The organism is Dellaglioa sp. CoH-56-MRSF-11 (genome assembly GCF_056782135.1).
This window is the reverse complement of record NZ_JBXAYE010000003.1, coordinates 221,724-239,509: the sequence shown is the minus strand read 5'-3', so window position 1 is coordinate 239,509 and position 17,786 is coordinate 221,724. Positions and strand designations below refer to the sequence as shown.

The 17,786-nt window shown below is 36.8% G+C and carries 17 protein-coding genes; all 17 read right to left on the bottom strand.

Translation table 11 applies throughout. The features are described from left to right. Positions 1–11 precede the first annotated feature (11 nt). The 17 genes from AC1RPT_RS04870 to AC1RPT_RS04790 all read right to left on the bottom strand — a co-directional run bounded on the left by AC1RPT_RS04870 (position 12) and on the right by AC1RPT_RS04790 (position 17,713). Entirely contained in the window at positions 12–779 is a 768-nt protein-coding gene (locus AC1RPT_RS04870) for a WxL domain-containing protein (RefSeq protein WP_481761453.1), read from the bottom strand. Positions 780–805: 26 nt separating this feature from the next. Continuing rightward, positions 806–1,393, bottom strand: a complete 588-nt coding sequence (locus tag AC1RPT_RS04865) for a WxL domain-containing protein (RefSeq protein WP_481761455.1) — start codon at positions 1,391–1,393, stop codon at positions 806–808. Positions 1,394–1,423: 30 nt separating this feature from the next. Then, complete coding sequence (locus tag AC1RPT_RS04860) at positions 1,424–2,164, bottom strand: WxL domain-containing protein (protein WP_481761456.1); 741 nt, start codon at positions 2,162–2,164, stop codon at positions 1,424–1,426. 66 nt (positions 2,165–2,230) lie between these two features. After that, the gene (locus AC1RPT_RS04855) at positions 2,231–2,980 is read right to left on the bottom strand and encodes a WxL domain-containing protein (protein ID WP_481761457.1); all 750 of its coding nucleotides are present in this window, start codon (positions 2,978–2,980) and stop codon (positions 2,231–2,233) included. Positions 2,981–3,038: 58 nt separating this feature from the next. After that, positions 3,039–3,800 carry a WxL domain-containing protein gene (locus tag AC1RPT_RS04850; RefSeq protein ID WP_481761458.1) on the bottom strand — a complete coding sequence of 254 codons (762 nt, stop codon included), beginning with the start codon at positions 3,798–3,800 and terminating at the stop codon, positions 3,039–3,041. A 25-nt stretch (positions 3,801–3,825) separates the two neighbouring features. Further along, the gene (locus AC1RPT_RS04845; RefSeq protein WP_481761459.1) at positions 3,826–4,542 is read right to left on the bottom strand and encodes a WxL domain-containing protein; all 717 of its coding nucleotides are present in this window, start codon (positions 4,540–4,542) and stop codon (positions 3,826–3,828) included. 86 nt (positions 4,543–4,628) lie between these two features. Then, a complete protein-coding gene (locus tag AC1RPT_RS04840) occupies positions 4,629–7,193 on the bottom strand; it encodes a hypothetical protein (RefSeq protein WP_481761460.1) in 2,565 nt (854 codons plus the stop codon). Between the two features lie 327 nt (positions 7,194–7,520). Continuing rightward, a complete protein-coding gene (locus tag AC1RPT_RS04835; protein WP_481761461.1) occupies positions 7,521–8,729 on the bottom strand; it encodes an Ig-like domain-containing protein in 1,209 nt (402 codons plus the stop codon). Between the two features lie 273 nt (positions 8,730–9,002). Continuing rightward, positions 9,003–9,329, bottom strand: coding sequence for an LPXTG cell wall anchor domain-containing protein (locus AC1RPT_RS04830; RefSeq protein WP_481761462.1), 327 nt, complete (start codon positions 9,327–9,329; stop codon positions 9,003–9,005). A gap of 22 nt (positions 9,330–9,351) precedes the next feature. Next, positions 9,352–10,440 (bottom strand): WxLIP family cell surface protein, encoded by a 1,089-nt coding sequence (locus AC1RPT_RS04825; RefSeq protein ID WP_481761463.1) that lies wholly within the window; start codon positions 10,438–10,440, stop codon positions 9,352–9,354. Positions 10,441–10,471: 31 nt separating this feature from the next. Then, positions 10,472–11,263 (bottom strand): WxL domain-containing protein, encoded by a 792-nt coding sequence (locus AC1RPT_RS04820; RefSeq protein WP_481761464.1) that lies wholly within the window; start codon positions 11,261–11,263, stop codon positions 10,472–10,474. A 26-nt stretch (positions 11,264–11,289) separates the two neighbouring features. Then, the gene (locus AC1RPT_RS04815; RefSeq protein ID WP_481761465.1) at positions 11,290–11,895 is read right to left on the bottom strand and encodes a WxL domain-containing protein; all 606 of its coding nucleotides are present in this window, start codon (positions 11,893–11,895) and stop codon (positions 11,290–11,292) included. A 39-nt stretch (positions 11,896–11,934) separates the two neighbouring features. Continuing rightward, a complete protein-coding gene (locus tag AC1RPT_RS04810; protein WP_481761466.1) occupies positions 11,935–12,699 on the bottom strand; it encodes a WxL domain-containing protein in 765 nt (254 codons plus the stop codon). Between the two features lie 57 nt (positions 12,700–12,756). Continuing rightward, complete coding sequence (locus AC1RPT_RS04805; protein ID WP_481761467.1) at positions 12,757–13,506, bottom strand: WxL domain-containing protein; 750 nt, start codon at positions 13,504–13,506, stop codon at positions 12,757–12,759. A gap of 51 nt (positions 13,507–13,557) precedes the next feature. Next, complete coding sequence (locus tag AC1RPT_RS04800) at positions 13,558–14,319, bottom strand: WxL domain-containing protein (RefSeq protein ID WP_481761468.1); 762 nt, start codon at positions 14,317–14,319, stop codon at positions 13,558–13,560. A 27-nt stretch (positions 14,320–14,346) separates the two neighbouring features. Further along, positions 14,347–15,060, bottom strand: coding sequence for a WxL domain-containing protein (locus tag AC1RPT_RS04795; RefSeq protein ID WP_481761469.1), 714 nt, complete (start codon positions 15,058–15,060; stop codon positions 14,347–14,349). 79 nt (positions 15,061–15,139) lie between these two features. Continuing rightward, the gene (locus AC1RPT_RS04790) at positions 15,140–17,713 is read right to left on the bottom strand and encodes a hypothetical protein (RefSeq protein WP_481761470.1); all 2,574 of its coding nucleotides are present in this window, start codon (positions 17,711–17,713) and stop codon (positions 15,140–15,142) included. Between the last annotated feature and the right edge of the window lie 73 nt (positions 17,714–17,786).

The following is a 17,786-nucleotide window of genomic DNA, read 5'->3' as shown; positions in this document are numbered from 1 at the left end:
TCAAATTAACTTTATGGAGCCGCCGTCAATGTCCAGTTTAATGTCGACGTATATGTTTCACCAGCTACTTTTTCAGCCGGGCCAGGCACATCCAATCTCGCTGATTTATTACCTGTTGTTGCATCACCCATTGCTATTGTCCAGGTCCCTGTGGGATTAGTATTGGCAGTTGGATCTACTACTTGATATGATGCACCGTCACCTTTTAATAATATACTATCGGTAAATAAACCGGCATCAGGATCTCCGTTATCTGTTTTCGATGCTACATTTTTTATTGTAAGCACAGTACCCTTAAGTTCATTAGCACCACTTTTAAATGATGTGTTACTAACCGTCAACGACCAGTTTCCTGTCGTATTATTTGTAACCTGAACGTAATTAGGTACATCCCTATAATCTGCATCCGTGAGCTTATCTATAACCCACTCACCTGTAGCTTCATCACGATGTCCTGTTAAATCAGCTACTTTATCAAAAGCAGCATAATAAGATTTTTTATTTCCTGAAATTTTCTGAGTACCAAAATGTAAATCAGAAATATAATCTATCCTCAGGTCACCAGTAGTTGGCGTAACTGGATTAATTGGTTGTACTGGTTTTGTCGGATCTAATGGATCAACTGGACCAGACTTTGCAAGTAATGTTAAGTTAGCCGCTGTGGTTGCAGTTTTTCCATCAGGCGCTACTGCTGCATCAGCCACTGAATTTCCCATTATTGAAATTGCAAGGAGGGGGACAATGGCTACTACTAGTCGTAAGTTTTTTTTCAAGCTCATTGTTTTAACCTATCCCTTTCTGCATCCTATAATGGTGCGTCGTTTAACGTCCATGTAATTACTGATGTATATTTTTCTTTTAATTTAGTTGATGCACCAGGTACGTCTAAGGTTGCCTTAGTAACAGGTAACGTGTTAGTACCCATACCCATGTCTTTAGCTGCATCTACTACTGCAACACTTTGACTAGATCCGTCTAAAACCATATCCGCTGTTGGTTGGGTAGCATTATAACTTGCCCCATTATTATTAGAAACAGTTCCAGGCGTCAATGTTAACTTAGCCCCAGCTAATTCTTTTGAGCCGGTAAACTGTGTGTTGGCAACTGTTAATTTCCAACCTTCATTTGAACCACGGTTGTCATCAACAACGATAGAATCTGTAATAGTAGCTGCATCATATTTTGCATCTGATCCACTAATTTTTTGATCTCCAAAATCAACACTTGGTGCCTTTGTCAATTTAATTTCTCCAGCTCCAGTAGCAGGATCAGCTACAAAGTTGACATCACCTGATGAAGGTAATGTTACATCAGCAGCATGTACTGCTGGTGCTACTGTTGAAAACAAAGTAACGGTTAAAAGTGCTGCTGTTGCAATTGCTGTTTTCTTCATAATTTATTTCCCCTTTTGTTAACCCAATTTTTATAAGTTTGCGTCTGTTAATGTCCATGTTAAATCTGTTGTATATATTGTTCCAAGATTTTTAGCTGTTTTACCAGGTACTGTTAATGAAACGGCTTTAGCTTTAGCATCTTTACCAAATGAATCAGTCCATGTTCCCATTCCTTGACCGTCTGTAGCAGTAACAACCTTAACATCGCTACCAACTGTAGGAGCAACGACACTATTATTATCTTTATCACCAATTATTGATGGTGTTGTTGTCGCATCCATATTTGTTGAATTAAATGTTTGATCTTTCATACTCAATTGAGCACCAGTTAATTCTTTTGTACCGTCAGTAAATGCGCCTTCTTGCTTAACATTAACTGTCCAACCAGCATTTGATCCACGGTTATCTGTTACTTGTAAGTAGTTAGCTACTTCTTTTGCTGTTCCTTTAGAATCTGTTATTTCAACAGGAGCTGCGTAGTAAGTTGTATCACTACCAGAAACTTTATTTTTTGAACCAAAATCAAAGTTTGAAACATAATCTAATGATAATGGACCATTTGTTCCTGGGTTAATTGGAGGGTCTGTTGGGTCAACTGGATCTGTTGGATCTGTTGGATCAACTGGACCTGTTGGATCTGTATTATCTGTAAAACCAACGCTACCTTTTGTTGGAAGTGATCCTACTGTTGCTGCATTTACAGCTGGTGCTGCAATTAAACCTAATGTTGTTAATACGATTGCGCTTGTTACGATTTTAGTTGTTTTCATTTTAATTTCCCCTTTTTTTAATTCCCTATTTTTTTGTAGCCTATTAGAAAGTGATATGACTTAATTTTATAAACCAGCGTCTGTTAATGTCCATGTTAAATCTGTTGTATATGATGAACCGACCGTTTTAGCTGAATTACCAGGTACTTTCAATGAGACAGCTTTACTTGCTGTATCTTTTGTAGCATCAGCATCGTAGACACCAAATGAATCTGTCCAAGTCCCCATACCTTGATCCTTACCAGCATCTAAGACAGCAACGTCAGCACCAATTGATGTTGTAATTGTAGCTTTAGCTATAGCTGGATCTGTTGTTCCGCCAATATTTTTAGAATTTAAAGTTTGTGTTCCCATACTTAGCTGTGCGCCATCTAAATCAGTCTTACTATCGTTAAATTGTTTTACTTGTTTAACTGACAATTTCCAGCCTTTATTTGATCCACGTTTATCTGTTACTTGTAGGTAGTTAGCTCTTGTAACTTCTTTACCATCTTTATCAGCTAATTTAACAGGTGCAGCGTAGTAAGTTGTATCGTCTCCAGAAACCTTATTTTTTGAACCAAAATCAAAGTTAGAAACGTAATCAATTGATAATGGGCCAGGTGTTCCTGGTTGAGGATTATCTGGGTCTGTTGGATCCGTTGGGCCTACTGGGCCTGTTGGATCCGTTGGATCAACGGGTGTTGTTGGATCTGTATTTTCCATAAATCCAACCTTACCTGTTGATGTATAATCTGCAGCATGTACTGCAGGTGCTGCAGCTAAACCTAATGTTGATAAAATAATTGCGCTTGTAACGATTTTAGTTGTTTTCATAATTTATTTCCCCTTTTAATTAATAACCATTTTTATTTTTTATTGACTAATTTAGATTTTATAAGTTAGCGTCTGTAAGTGTCCATGTAATATCTGATGTGTATTTTTCTGCAACTTTTTTACTATCACCAGGGATAGCTAATTTAACAGAAGCTTTGGCTTTAGCAGCATCTGTTGTTGCGTTACCAAAGGATTCAGACCATGTACCAGAACCTGCGCCATCTTTTGCTTGCATAACAACTTTGTCCCCTGATGTAGCTGAAATGTCAACGCTATTTGTTAATGTTGGTTTTGGTTTTGATGCGTTATTATCAGCATTAGTTGCTTCAGGATTAGATAACGTAATTGTTGTCCCATCTAATTCTGATTTTGTTGTTTCACTTGTAAATGCTTTTGCTTGTTGAACAGTAAGTTTCCAACCTGCTACTGTTCCACGGTTATCTGAAACTTGTAGGAAGTTTGCAAGATCTTTATCAGCTCCGGATGCATCTTTAACTGTCACTAATTGAGAGTCATATGTTTCGTTGTTACCTGACATCTTTTGAGCACCAAAGTTAAAGTTAGAAACATAATCGATTGATAATGGGCCACCAGTACCTGGATCTGTTGGGTTTGTAGGATCTGTTGGATCAATAGTATGTCCAGGATCTGTTGGATCCGTAATACCAGGATCTGTTGTACCATCATTTTTAGTCAATTCAATTTTACCGTGTGATGTATATGTTTGTGTTTCAGATGCATGAGCAGTTGTCATAATGGCACCTGTCACACCTACGCCTAATAATGTACTTAATAATAATTTACTTGAATTTTTCATCATTTATTTCCCCTTTATATAACCTTTTTTATAAGTTAGCATCTGTCAAAGTCCATGTTAATTCAGACTTATAAGCCCCTGCTACTTTGTTTGATTCAGCTGGAACAAGTAATGACACACTTTGTTTGGCAGCTGTATTATCTTTACCAAAACGGTCTGTCCATGTTCCCATACCTTTGTCGACCTTGGCTGTCATCACAGTAACTGCTTTGCCATCTGGATTGATGGCTGCTTGACTAGCTGTCGGCTGACTCATATTACTACTTCCGTTAGTTGTTCCATTCATTAACGTAATAATCGTTCCATCTAATTTATTTTTACCATTCATAAATGGATTGGTCTGTGCAACAGTTAGTTTCCAGCCTGCGTTTGAACCACGATTATCCGTTACTTGAACATAGTTTGGATATTCCCCAACCTTACCGTTTTTATCAACTAACTGGTCAAGTTGTGCATAATAAACACTGTCTTTACCAGAAATTTGTTGTTGACTAAATTGTAAGTTCGAAACGTAATCAATTGATAATGGTCCATCTGTTCCAGGATTAACTGGTTTAACCGGTTTTAACGGATCAGTTGGATTTGTTGGATCAACTGGCGGTGTACCGTCAGTATTTTTCACGAATTCAATAGTTGCATGCGACTGATAATTCACTGTTTCGCTTGCCAAAGCTTGCGTTACGGTAAAACCAGCCGGTACCATACTACCTAAAAGAACTCCCAAAATTAACTTTCTTTTTATCATCGTATCTACTCCCCTCGTCAGATTTTGATGTTTTTATAATATTAGCAAAATGCTAATGATTAACGTTAATTAAGCAAGGATTAGGATTAAGGCGCATCCGTTAGTGTCCATGTTATTTCCCCTGCATACTTACCTGCTTTAAGTGACATGTTGCTTCCATTAAGTTCAGCAACAACACCTTTATCGGCTGCCCAAGTGACATCTTTAGTTTCTTCTGTCTGACCTGAACCAACCTCTGTACTACCAGTATCTAAATCTTGTGCAGTTCCAGTTGCATCTATATATTTCAAAACACCTTTCAATGTGTTAGATCCATCTGTTAAAGGTTTTGAAACGCTAGCCTTCAATGTCCAAGCTGTTTTGCCTAGATTAGAAATTGATACAGTATTTTCAGCAGTACGTTGAAGATTGAAATTTTCTCCACTGTAAGGCAACATTACCCCATCTTTTGAACCAAAAGTCATTTCATCAGAGGCTGCAGTAATTGCTAAACCACCACCTGCAACTGTGATCTTAATCGTTTTTTCAACACCCTGAGCATTTACAATAACTGCTTCATAGTCACCAGCACTAGAAGTTGGTGTAAGTGTCGTTGATTTAACTGTAACTTTAGAATCAGCACCAGTTGATAGTATCCAACCTTTAGCCGAACTCTCTGTTAATATGAACTCATTTAATTTAGTCTCTGTTAATCCCGAGATAGATTTACTGTCCGTACTAAAATCCTTAGCGTAAACTACAGAATCACCATCAACGACGGTATCACCATCTATTACATTGACAGGAACGGCAACTTTAGCAGTTTCATTAGGTGTCACATCCGTATCCGTCAAAATCATATCTTGTATATAGAAACCAACTTTTGTGTTATCAAGTGGTTTATTTGATGGATTTGTAGGATCAATTTCTAATGTATGTTTATTAGTATTCATAATTGTTAAATCTTTGATTAATTTTGTTTCATCTATTGTAACGGTTCCGCCAACATCAATTTTTTGTGGAATAGCAGTTGCACCCAACTTGAATAAGTTGACAGTTACGGTAACTGGTTTTAATTGTTCGGTACCTCCAGCATCAATCGCAGTTACTATAACTTTATTTGCACCTACTTTTAATTTTGTAGGGTCAATCTTTGCAGAATAATCGACACCATCTTTTGTTGTTTCATAAGTATTCTCTGCTGGCGATGATATTGACCCATCTGGATACTTAATTTGAATGTATCCCTTTGTACTATCTTCATCTGAAACTTTACCTACAATTTTAAATGAATCTGTTTGATCCGCATAAGCATTAATTGTTGATGGTGTTACAGTTGCAACAGGTGGAATACTTGGTGTCGTTTCTTTATAAGTTAAGTAAGAACCTGTCGTTAATGTTTCTCCTGGGGCTAACGTTTTAGGATTAGCTTTTATTACAAAAGCACTATCTCCCTTAAACGGAGTATCTGGCTGACTAATGTCGTTGATAGCTATAATTTTATCAAGCACTGATGTCTCCATTCCAGTTCCTACAGCTCCACCTTTGAAATAACTACTTATATTTGATATATCTAATATACCAGTACCGGTAGCTTTCCCAGCTGAATAATTAGTCCAACCACCCAAGCTAGTATTATTACCGGGATCCTTCAATCTGTAATTCAAGGTATGTTTATCACTTACCATTTTAAATCCATTGTTAGGTCCCAAACTTTTTACAGGGACGTCATCCTTATCAACCAAAGTATCGACCCCCTGAGCTGCACCAATAGCTCGAGTTGCAGTATCATTATTTGTGATACTGAAATAACTATATATACCACCTGCTGCATCATACATTTCTTCAAATGTATAGCTCACCTTATATGTTACATCGTACATTGTAGCTTTGAATCCAGTACCATCATTATTTTTATAAAGATGGTAATCTGTAATTGGTCCAAGTTTTACAGCACTTTCAATTGTATTAGGCGTCGTGTTACTTTCTGCTGCATACCCATATCCACGATCTTTTGGAATAGCATTATTAATGATAATTCCATAAGACTTTCTTGGATTAGGATTTCTTCCACTGGCACCAACCTTCGTAAATGCCCAACTAGATGCATTACCCTGTTCACTGTAAGAATCGTTATTTGTCAGCGCACTTGGTTGGAAATTAAATGCTGCATTACCAAAATATAAAACAGGAGTCGCTGTATCATCTGCTTTTCCCGCGTTGTTTGTTGGAACACCATTTACTAACTTCCCGCCTCCTGTAAGTGACACATACTCATTTTTAGAATTTGATGCCACATCGGTAGTACTCCACTGAGTATTAATGGCCCCTTGTGATGGACCAACATAACCAGCAGCTGGTACTGCTGTCTCACTTTTTTTAGTCGTTGCTACTTTTTTTGTTGGTGCTTTCGTTACTTCTTCTTTAGTTGCTACTTCGCTTGTTATTTCTTCTTTTGTTGCTTTTATCGATGTACTTTTTTCGGTTGTTTTTTCAGAAGATGCTGTTTGAGGTTTAACGGTTTCATCTAGCTCTTTAGCTTGGACAGAAGTTCCTGGGCCCTCATTGTTAACCACGTTAACAATGCTACCTGTCATCACTCCTGCTAAGATAATTCCCGTCATTAACGTTGCTGAGATTCGTTCTTTTTTATTACTGTTATGCCCTTTCATTGTTTAGTCCTCCCCCTATAGTTGCTGCCTATTTATACCTAACATTACTATATTTAACTCATTAGTCTAGCTGATTAGTTGTGACCCCCTAGTCCCTCCTAATAGATTTATTCGTTAACTTAGCTGTAACCTAATCGCAAACTTATTATCTGGTTACTGCGACATAGCCAGTTTACCTATAATCTATTTAAATGTAAACATATTTTTTTAATTAAAAAATATTTATCTAATTTATGAAGTAACCGCTTTATCGATTTTGTTTTAATACAAAAGTAATTCATCAAAAAAAATGATGAATTACTTTTGCCAATTTACAGTTTATTTTGGTTACCCTTCACGAACTGGAACTACCGTTGCAAGACTTATTTCTGTCCCATTTGTTTCAGTTATATAAAGAAGTGTATAGGCTCCTTGTTCTGGAATTTGTACAGAGAAACTAAGATCTGACTGTACGACTGTTCTAGCAATTTCATTACCGCTTGCATCAGCAATAATAATTGTATTTCCAGCTGTTTCTCCAGTACCTGTTAAATATTTATCACTTTGATAATAAGAATCAACAGTTGGTTTAGCAATCGTAACATCTTTATGCTTAACTACCGTAGTTTTCACATCACTCCAACCAACACCTGTATTCTGACGAACACTAACTGTTGTATCTTCATGTTGTTTAGGAATAGTAACTTCGTAAAGTCCATTTTCATCAACGATACCTGTCCCTATAACTTTATCGCCAACTTTAACTTCAATTTTAGCACCTGGAACACCACGACCTGATACCGTTGTATCTGTATCAAAAATTGTTTCAACGGTTGGAATTTCTTTCAAAAGTGCCCAACCCGGGTCTAGGTGATATGTTGGCAACGTGTCAGAAGCATTATATGAACCCAACACGTCCCAATCAATTGGCGCACCATTTTTTACTAAACCACTATTAAATATATAACTTGAGTTATTTTCTGCGTCCGCTACTCTGATACCTGTATCTGTTACCATTTGCCCAATATCAAGAGATAAATGAACTTTGAAGTCGGCAAATGCAATCCAAGAATGAGATGGATTTTTGATTCGTAATGTTTTACCATTATCCTCAACTCGGATATCATTTTTATTATACGTATATTTACTTCCGTTATTAAATTGGAAATTTCCTGTTATATAATTATTGAACGAATCATGGTTAAAAAGTGGAACTAACTCTGAAGGAACTGACAAGACATAGTCTGTCGATTCATTAATTCCTGCCGAAATAATCGACTTTCCTTCATAATCAAAATCTAATGTACCTGTTGTCACTGTATTATTACCTTGTAAGTGTAGACCACTTGCACCCGTTCCAGATACTTTCATTGAGCCTCTTGTAATAACACCTAATTCTTTCGTACCTACTTTAGCTGTCGCCACCTGCTTTTCATGGTTACTAGCATCTACGGAATTATTAGCTACCCCTAAAATCATTACTGAATTCAATAATCCAACCACCGCTACCGTTTTAATCACATTCTTCTTTGTCTGACTCATTTCTACTTTGTTCATTTTATTCATCTCCTCTATTTTGGTTTATAAACAATTATTTGATACAGGCCCTCCATAAAAAAATTAGTTAGAGCATTACTAATACCTCCTTATATTTATATTTATTTTTTTATTAATACCTTAAACACAGCTTATCATGTTAACGCTTTCTTTTGCAAATTTAACCACTAGTATATTTTTAATTTTAACTAAATTGGACTTAGATAATAAGCAAAAAAAATAAGCTATCTTCATATAAATACGAAGGTAGCCTACTTTAATTTTAACTATTCTTTATTTTGATTGCTTTGAATCGTTATATTTAACCCATCCAATTAATCCTGCGGTTGATAAAAGAATAAATCCTATCATTGATAATCCTGATCCTTTTATTTCACCGGTTTGAGGTAATCTGTTTTGATTCGATGCAACATTCTTTGAGACAGGTGTTCTCCCGTCTGGATCTGGTGTCACCTGAGAAGTTGTTGGCATTTTACCTACAAATTCAATTCCCATTTCACTTGTATAACTAGCCGCTTCTGCGGTATTACCGAATGCACCTAAACTAAAAGATAACCCCAAAAGACCAATTACTAAAGTACTCGTTATTTTTTTCCCCATAACCATACCTCACCCATTTCGACTACTTATCTTCTTTTTCACCAGTTTGTAATTCTGATAAAATTTGTCGTTTTGCTTCTGCGACAGCTTCTTCTTTATCTTTTTTATTACGACGAACTAAGAACCAAATAATCAATAATACAAGTAGAAGTAAGAAGATTCCTGCAAGAATATACCACATTGTATAATCTTTTTCTAAGTCAACTGCCTTTTCGTTCAATTTATCTGCCGTTGCGCCATCAATTGTGAAGTTTTCAGTCCATTTCCACTTATTCACACCAGAAGTTGCCGTCATTTCTAGACGGTACTTACCAGGTTTAAAGGGTTGGTTGTCCCAAAAAATACCATAATTAAAATTCGTATTGGGAGCCATTGTCATATTCGAAGTGGTTGAAGCATGTAAGGCTTCATCCCCATTTCTTGAATAGACTTTTCCGGCTACCTTTAAATTACGAATAGGTGTTGTTGTTGGGTTTTGTAAATTTACCTTCAATGTATTACGGAAATTAACTGAACCTGGTTCAATTTTAAGTAATTTCATATCAGGTTTAACAACATCATCTGTTTCAGTTAACGTTGTCCCAATCACAAATGCATAACGGTTTTTAATTTGAACGTTACTCTTTGATTTTTTTTCACTATCTTTGTCGATCTTTTCATAGAAGTATAATCCACCATCGATTTCGCCATTAAATTTCTTAGCGGGCATTGTGATATGGAACGTATGCACAACACTTTTCTTGGCTGGAATTGTCACTTCTTTATCCGACTTAACAATTGAAGATAGAGGATTTACCATTGTTTTATCAAGTTTTGGTTTCACATGACTATATTCAACCACACCGTTATCGTTGGTTACAGCTGTATTTGCCTCAGCCATTACGACAACTGCTTTATTAGTCGAATTTTTCAATGTGACAGTAACATCTTGTTTCTGATTAGGCTTCATTTTTAAATTAAAATAGGTTTGGCGCTTATCAACTTGATTACTTGGAAGATTTGCAGTAACGGCAAAGTTCATTTCAGCAGCGTTCGCTTTTTGAACTTGTCCACTAAATAAAACCAATCCTGCCACAAACGCCATTATGATTCCAAAAAATTTTTTATTCAATGTAAAAATCCTCTTTCTTTTCAAATTAGCTTTATGGAGCCGCTATCAATGTCCATTTCAACGTTGATGTATAAGCTTCTTTTGTTTTCACAGTGGTACCAGGAACAAATAACGACACTGCATCGTTTCCTGTAGAGTTAGTTCCCGCTTTATCAGTACCCATAGCAAGTGTCCAAGTACCGAACGGATTATCACTATTACCATCTGTCGTACTAACAACCGAAACAGGAGTACCACCAGTTCCTGTAAGTTTAACGTTACCTGGTAAGTCCCCGCTTAGCCCTAAACCTGGATTTTCACTATGTGCTTCGATATTCTTAATATTTAGTACAGCACCTTTAAGCACGTTCCCGCTAGGACTTTTAAAAACAGTGTTACTAACACCTAATGACCAATTACCCGTTGTATTATTTGTGACCTGGGCGTAATTAGGTACATTATAATAATCTTTATCTGTTAGGTTTTGTGTGTCCCACACTCCACTTGAGTCACGACGGTTAGTCATGTCAGCTACTTTATCAAAAGTTGCATAGTAGGTTTTATTACTCCCCGAGATATCCTGTGCCCCAAAATGAAAACTAGAAATATAATCTATTCTTAAGTCTCCAGTTGTTGGCGTAACTTGATTGAGTGGGTGCACTGGTTTTGATGGATCTAACGGATCAACAGGACCAGACTTTTCAAGTAATGTTAAGTTAGCTGATGATATCGCAGTTTTTCCATCAGTTGCAACTGCTGCATCGGCTACTGAATTTACCATCATCGAAAATGCAAGGAGGGGGACAATGGCTACTGCTAGTCGTATATTTTTTTTCAAGCTCATTGTTTTAACCTATCCCTTTCTGCATTTTATAATGCTGCGTCTTTTAATGTCCATGTAATTGTTGATGTATATTTTTCATTTAATTTACTTGTTGCACCAGGTACTTCTAAAGTTGCTTTAGTAACAGGTAATGTGTTAGGCCCCATACCTTTATCTTTAGCTGCATCTACTGCTGGAACAGCTTTAGATGAACCATCTAAAAGCATAGTTGCTGCAGGATTAGCCACAAACTTTGCCCCATTACCATTAATAATTGAACCATTTGTTAAGGTTAACTTAGCACCATCAAGTGCCGTACCCGTTGCCGTGGCAAATTGTGTATTTGCAACTGTTAAATTCCAACCGACATTTGAGCCACGGTTATCATCAACTTGGATATTAGCATCCTCTGGTTTAGCGCCAAAAGACGTTTGTTCATAAGTTTTTGTTGATCCACTAATTTCTTGATCCCCAAAATCAACACTCGGTGCACTGATTAGCTTAAGTTCGCCTGCCCCAGTAGCTGGATTAGCTACGAAGTTAACATCACCTGTTGTGCCTTTTGTAATATCGGCAGCATGTGCTGCAGGTGCTAATGTTGAAAATAACGTAACTGCTAAAAGTGCTGATGTTGCAATTGCTGCTTTTTTCATAATTAATTTCCCCTTTGGTTTAACTTACTTCTAATCTTTTTATAGACCTGCGTCTGTTAATGTCCATGTTAAGTTAGTTTTGTAACTTGTTCCAATTGATTTAGCTGTTTTACCAGGTACTTCTAATGAGATTGCTTTCATTGAAGCATCTGTATCTGTTCCATCGACATATGTGCCAAATGAATCAGTCCAAGTACCCATACCTTGACCCTTAGCAGCACTTACAACTTCAACATCTTTTCCAACAGTTGGTGTAATAACACCACTATTTAAAGCAGTTGGGATTGTTGTCGTGTCACCAATATTTGAAGAATTAAATGTTTGACCGGTCATTTTTAATTGCGCACCAGCCAACTCAGAAGTCCCATCATTAAATTGGGCATCTTGATTTACTGAAAGTTTCCAACCACCATTTGTACCACGGTTATCAGTTACTTGTAAGTAATTAGCACGTTTAACCTTATCACCTTTACTATCTGTAGCTGAAATTGGTTGTGCATAGTAAGTTTCTGTAGAACCAGAAATCTTATGATCAGCACCAAAATCAAGATTAGAGATGTAATCAATCGATAAAGGTCCATCTGTACCAGGTTTGATTGGATCTGGATCTGGATCTGGTGTAATTGGATTTGTTGGATCGATTGGATCTGTGGGATTTGTTGGGCTTGTGCTTCCTGCGACAAAACCTACTTTACCTGTTTCATTATATGTTTGTGTATTATTTGCGGCATGTACAGCTGGTGCTGCAGTCAAACCTAATGTTGTTAACGCAATTGCACTTGCAACGATTTTTGTTGTTTTCATTTTAATTTCCCCTTTTATTGATTCCCTCTATTTTTTAATAACCTAGTTGATACAGGTTTACATCCCTGCGTCAGTAATTGTCCATGTTAAATCAGTGGTATATGGTTTAGCTTCTTTAGCTGAATTACCAGGTACGGCTAATGAAACAGCCTTCATTGCTGTATCCTTTGTAGCATCTGCATCATATACACCAAATGAATCTGTCCAAGTACCCATACCTTGACCCTTAGCTGCATTCAAGACTTCAACAGCGCTACCAGGTGTTGCTGTAATTGTAGCATCGGCTATAGCTGGGGTTGTTGCATTAGTTACACTATCCATATTTTTAGAATTTAATTTTTGTGATCCCATTTTTAATACTGCACCATCTAAATCTGCTGAGCCATCATTAAATTGTTTTTCTTGTTTAACTGAAAGTTTCCAACCAGCATTAGTACCACGTTTATCCGTTACTTGTAAGTAAGTAGCATATTTAGCACCACTAACTGCTTTGACAGGTGCAGCGTAGTAAGTTGTATCGTCCCCAGAAATTTTGTTTTCACCAAAATCAAAGTTAGAAACGTAATCAATTGATAATGGTCCATCAGTACCAGGACTAACAGGAGGAACAGTTGGTTCTAATGGATCAACGGGTTTATCTGGATCAACTGGGTTAACGGGTGGTGTTTTATCATCATTTTCTGTAAAACCAATCTTACCTAATGATGTGTAATTTTCTGTATGGTCTGCGGCATGTACAGCTGGTGCTGCAGTTAAACCTAATGTTGATAAAATAATTGCGCTTGTTACGATTTTAGTTGTTTTCATTTTAATTTCCCCTTTTAATTAATAACCTTTTTTTATTGATAGAATTAATTCTTATAAGTTAGCGTCTGTAAGTGTCCATGTTAAATCTGATGTGTATTTTTCTGCGACTTTTTTGCTATCACCAGGGATAGCTAATTTAACAGAAGCTTTAGCTTTATCAGCGTCTTTAGTTGCATTACCGAATGCTTCAACCCAAGTACCAGAACCTTCGCCATCTTTAGCTTGCATAACAACTTTATCACCTGATGCAGAAGAAATTGCAAGGTTATCTGTTAAAATTGATGGTGCTGGTTTTGTACCATTTTTATCAGCATTATTTGCTTCAGGGTTAGATAACGTAATTGTTGTGCCATCTAATACTGATTTTGTTGTTTCACTTGTAAATGCTTTTGATTGTTGAACTGAAAGTTTCCAGCCAGATACTGTACCACGGTTATCTGAAACTTGTAAGAAGTTTGCAAGGTCTTTTTTAGTTCCAGCTGTTGGGTTATCTGTTGTTGCTGCAACTAATTCCGAGTTATATGTTGTATCATTACCTGTTACTTTTTGTGTACCAAAGTTAAAGTTAGAAACGTAGTCAATTGCTAATGGGCCACCAGTACCTGGGTTCACTGGGTCTGTTGGATCGATAGTATGTCCTGGATCTGTTGGATCAGTAATACCAGGGTCTGTTGTTCCGTCATTTTTAGTCAATTCAACGTTACCATGTGATACATAATCTTTTGTTTCTGATGCGTTAGCTGTTGTAACAGCTGTTCCTGTAATACCTAATCCAAGTAATGCAGCGAATAATAATTTATTTGTTTTTTTCATAATATATATTTCCCCTAATCTCTTTTTTTATAGTTTAGCATCTGTCAAAGTCCATGTTAGTTCAGACTTATAAGCCCCTGCTACTTTTTTCGACTCAGCTGGAACAAACAATGAAATACTTTGTTGAGCAGCTGTATTATCTTTACCAAAACGATCCGTCCAGGTCCCCATACCATTGTCCAACTTAGCTGTCATCACAGTAACTGCCTTACCATCTGGCTTAATTGCTGCTTGACTATCCGTCGGTCTATGCAGGTTACTACCATTAACAACACCATTCATCAACGTGATAACCGTTCCATCTAATTTATTTTTACCATTCATAAATGGATTGGTCTGTGCAACGGTTAATTTCCACCCTGCATTTGACCCACGGTTATCCGTTATCTGAACATAGTTTGGATAATCTCCGACTTTACCGTTCTTATCAGCTAACTGGTCAAGTTGTGCATAATAAACACTATCTTTACCAGAAATTTTTTGTTGACTGAATTGTAAGTTCGAAACGTAATCAATCGATAACGGACCTGGCGTCCCCGGATTAACAGGTCTAACTGGTTTTACCGGATCCGTCGGATTAATTGGATTAACAGGTCGTGTTTCATCAGTACTTCCAACTAACTCAATAGTCGCATGCGATTGATAGCCCACTGTATCGCTTGCTGAAACTTGCGTTACGGCGAAACCAACAGGTACCATGCTTCCTAAAAGAATCCCCATAATTGTACTTCTTTTTAGCATCGTATTTTCTCCCCTCGTAAGATTTTGGTAGTTTTTAATATTAGCAATATGCTAACGATTAACATTAATTAAACAAGGTTTATGAATGTGGCGTATCCGCTAATGTCCATGTTATTTCCCCTGTATAGTCCCCTGCTTTAAGCAAAGGGTTATTTCCATTAAGTTGAACGATAATTCCTTTGTCGTTTGCCCAACTTACTTCTTGAGTTACCTCAGATTGCCCTGAACCAACTTCTGCACTGTTTGATTCTATATCTTGCGATTGACCAGATGCATCTATATATGTCAATACACCATTTAACTTAACGTTAGCATCGTTATGCTCCGTTAACGGTGTTGTAAGTTGAGCTGTTAAGGTCCAAGCTTGTTTACCCGCGTTAGAAACTTGTACGCTATTAACATGAGGATCAGGGTCACTACGTTGAACTTTAAAGTCTTCTCCGCTGTAAGGTAACGTAACACCTAAAAAAGAACCGTAATTAGTTGCCCCAGGTCCTTCTGTAATTTTCAATCCACCTGTAACTTCAATGTTAATGGTCTTTTTTAAACCATCCGAATTTTTGATAACTGCCTGATAAATACCATCAGTTGAAGTTTGTTTAAGTGTCGTTGAATCAACGCTTACTTTAGATTCAGCACCAGTTGCTAACAACCATCCTTTAGCTTCACTAGTCTTTAGAATTAATGCAGTCAACTCATCAGTTGTTAATTTTTGAATATCTGCCTGCTTTACGCCAAATCCTTTTGCATAAAGGGCAGAGACTTTATCAGTTGCAGTGTCATCATCAGTTACAGTAACTGGTACAGCTACTTTTGCGATTTCATTTGGTTTAACTGCAATATCTGTTAAAAGCATATCTTGGATGTAAAATCCTACTGTTTTATTATCAAGTGGTTTACCTGATGGATTTGTCCCATCAACAGTTAGTGTATGTGCATTAACTGTTGGTTGATTAATAATTGTCAAATCTTTAATCAAATCCGTCTCGCCTGTCTTAACCGTATCGCCAACTTTGATTGTTTGTGGGATAGCAATTGCGCCTAATTTGAATACGTTAACAGTTATAGTAACTGGTTTTTCTTGACGGTTATTACCTGGATCAACTGCCGTAACTAATAGTTCATTTTTACCTGGACCTAGTTTAGACATATTAACTGGTACAGAATACGGTGTAGGATTCTTCACATCCACTGTAATAGTATCGTAAGGATTCTTTTCTGACGTTCCATCTGGATACCCGATTTCAATATTTCCTTTTGTATCATCTGAATCAGTAACATCTCCTGTAATCTCAACACCTTTTTGATCAGCGTAACCGTTAATTATTGTATTTTTAACTGTCGCAACGGGAGGAGTACTAGGTGTTGTCTCTTTATAAGTAAGGTAAGACCCATTAACAAGTGTTGCACCTGGAGCTAAATCAACTTGATTAGCTTTCATAATGTACGCACTATCATCACCAATTGTTTTACTTGGATTACTAATATTTTCAATTCCAATATTAGTGTTTGCTGCTGAACCTTCCATACCTGTCCCGGCTACCCCCCCTTTAAAGTAGTTATTAAAATTAGCGGGGTTTAGAATCTTATCTTGAGAACCGCCCGTATAATTTGTCCAACCACCCAAAGTAGCATTAGACTCTGGATCTTTCAATCTCACATCCAAAACATGCTTCTGACTAGTACTATCCCCAATCATTTTAAAGCCATCATTAGGTCCAATACTCTGTAAAGGAACTTTATCAGAATCTACAAAAGTATCATTTGTTTCCAAGGCACCTATTTTTTGTGAATCTGAATTATTATTTGTAATACTAAAGTAACGGTAAATACCACCAGTCCTACCATATACTGATTCAAAAGTATAACTAACTTTGTACTTACTATCATACATAGTTGCTTTAAATCCCGTGTTCATACTATTTTTATAAAGATGATAATCAGTAATTGACCCATCTAAAAGTCCACCCTCGATACCAGAAATACCGTTGTCTAGGTAAGCTTCATTCACATTATAACCACGAGCTATTTTGTCGCCCATAATCAGCCCGTGTATAATCGATGGACGCGGATTTTTTCCGGTAGTATACGTATATGACCAAGATGGTAAATTAGGTGAACTATTATTGCTTGCTCTATCTGCGTCATTATTATTCGTCAGTTCACTAGGCTGAAAAGGTTCAATACTATTTCCAAAGTACATAACTGGTTCATTAGGCTTATCAGATCTCCCCGATTGTGAAACAAACGTCTTTGCTACATCAGCTGCGTAATCTTTTGTTTCCCATTTAACAGTAGGTAGAATTTCATCTTTTGGTCCAACATATCCAGCTGCTCGAGTGGTAGCTCGAGTACTTCGTTTAGTTTTTTCTGATGATTTAGCTTTTATTTTTAATTCACTTTTTTTAGTTGTTGATTTAGTTTCTACAGATTCACTTGATAGCGCCTTTTTTTCTGATTCACTTGATTCTTTAATCGTTAACTTACTTGATGTTTCATCTGATGATTCGCTTGACATACTGCTCTCATCGGTTTTAGCAAACACACTAGGTTCTCTATGGCTAGCTCCCCCAGCTAACAATCCTGCAAAAACAGCACTTGTCATAATTGTTGCCGAAACCCATTCTTTTTTTCTGTTTTTATACTCTCTCATTTTTTAGCCCTCCCCAATCCTTGCTTTTAACTTATTAATTATTTTATCAATTTAGTCTATTTGATTTCACTAA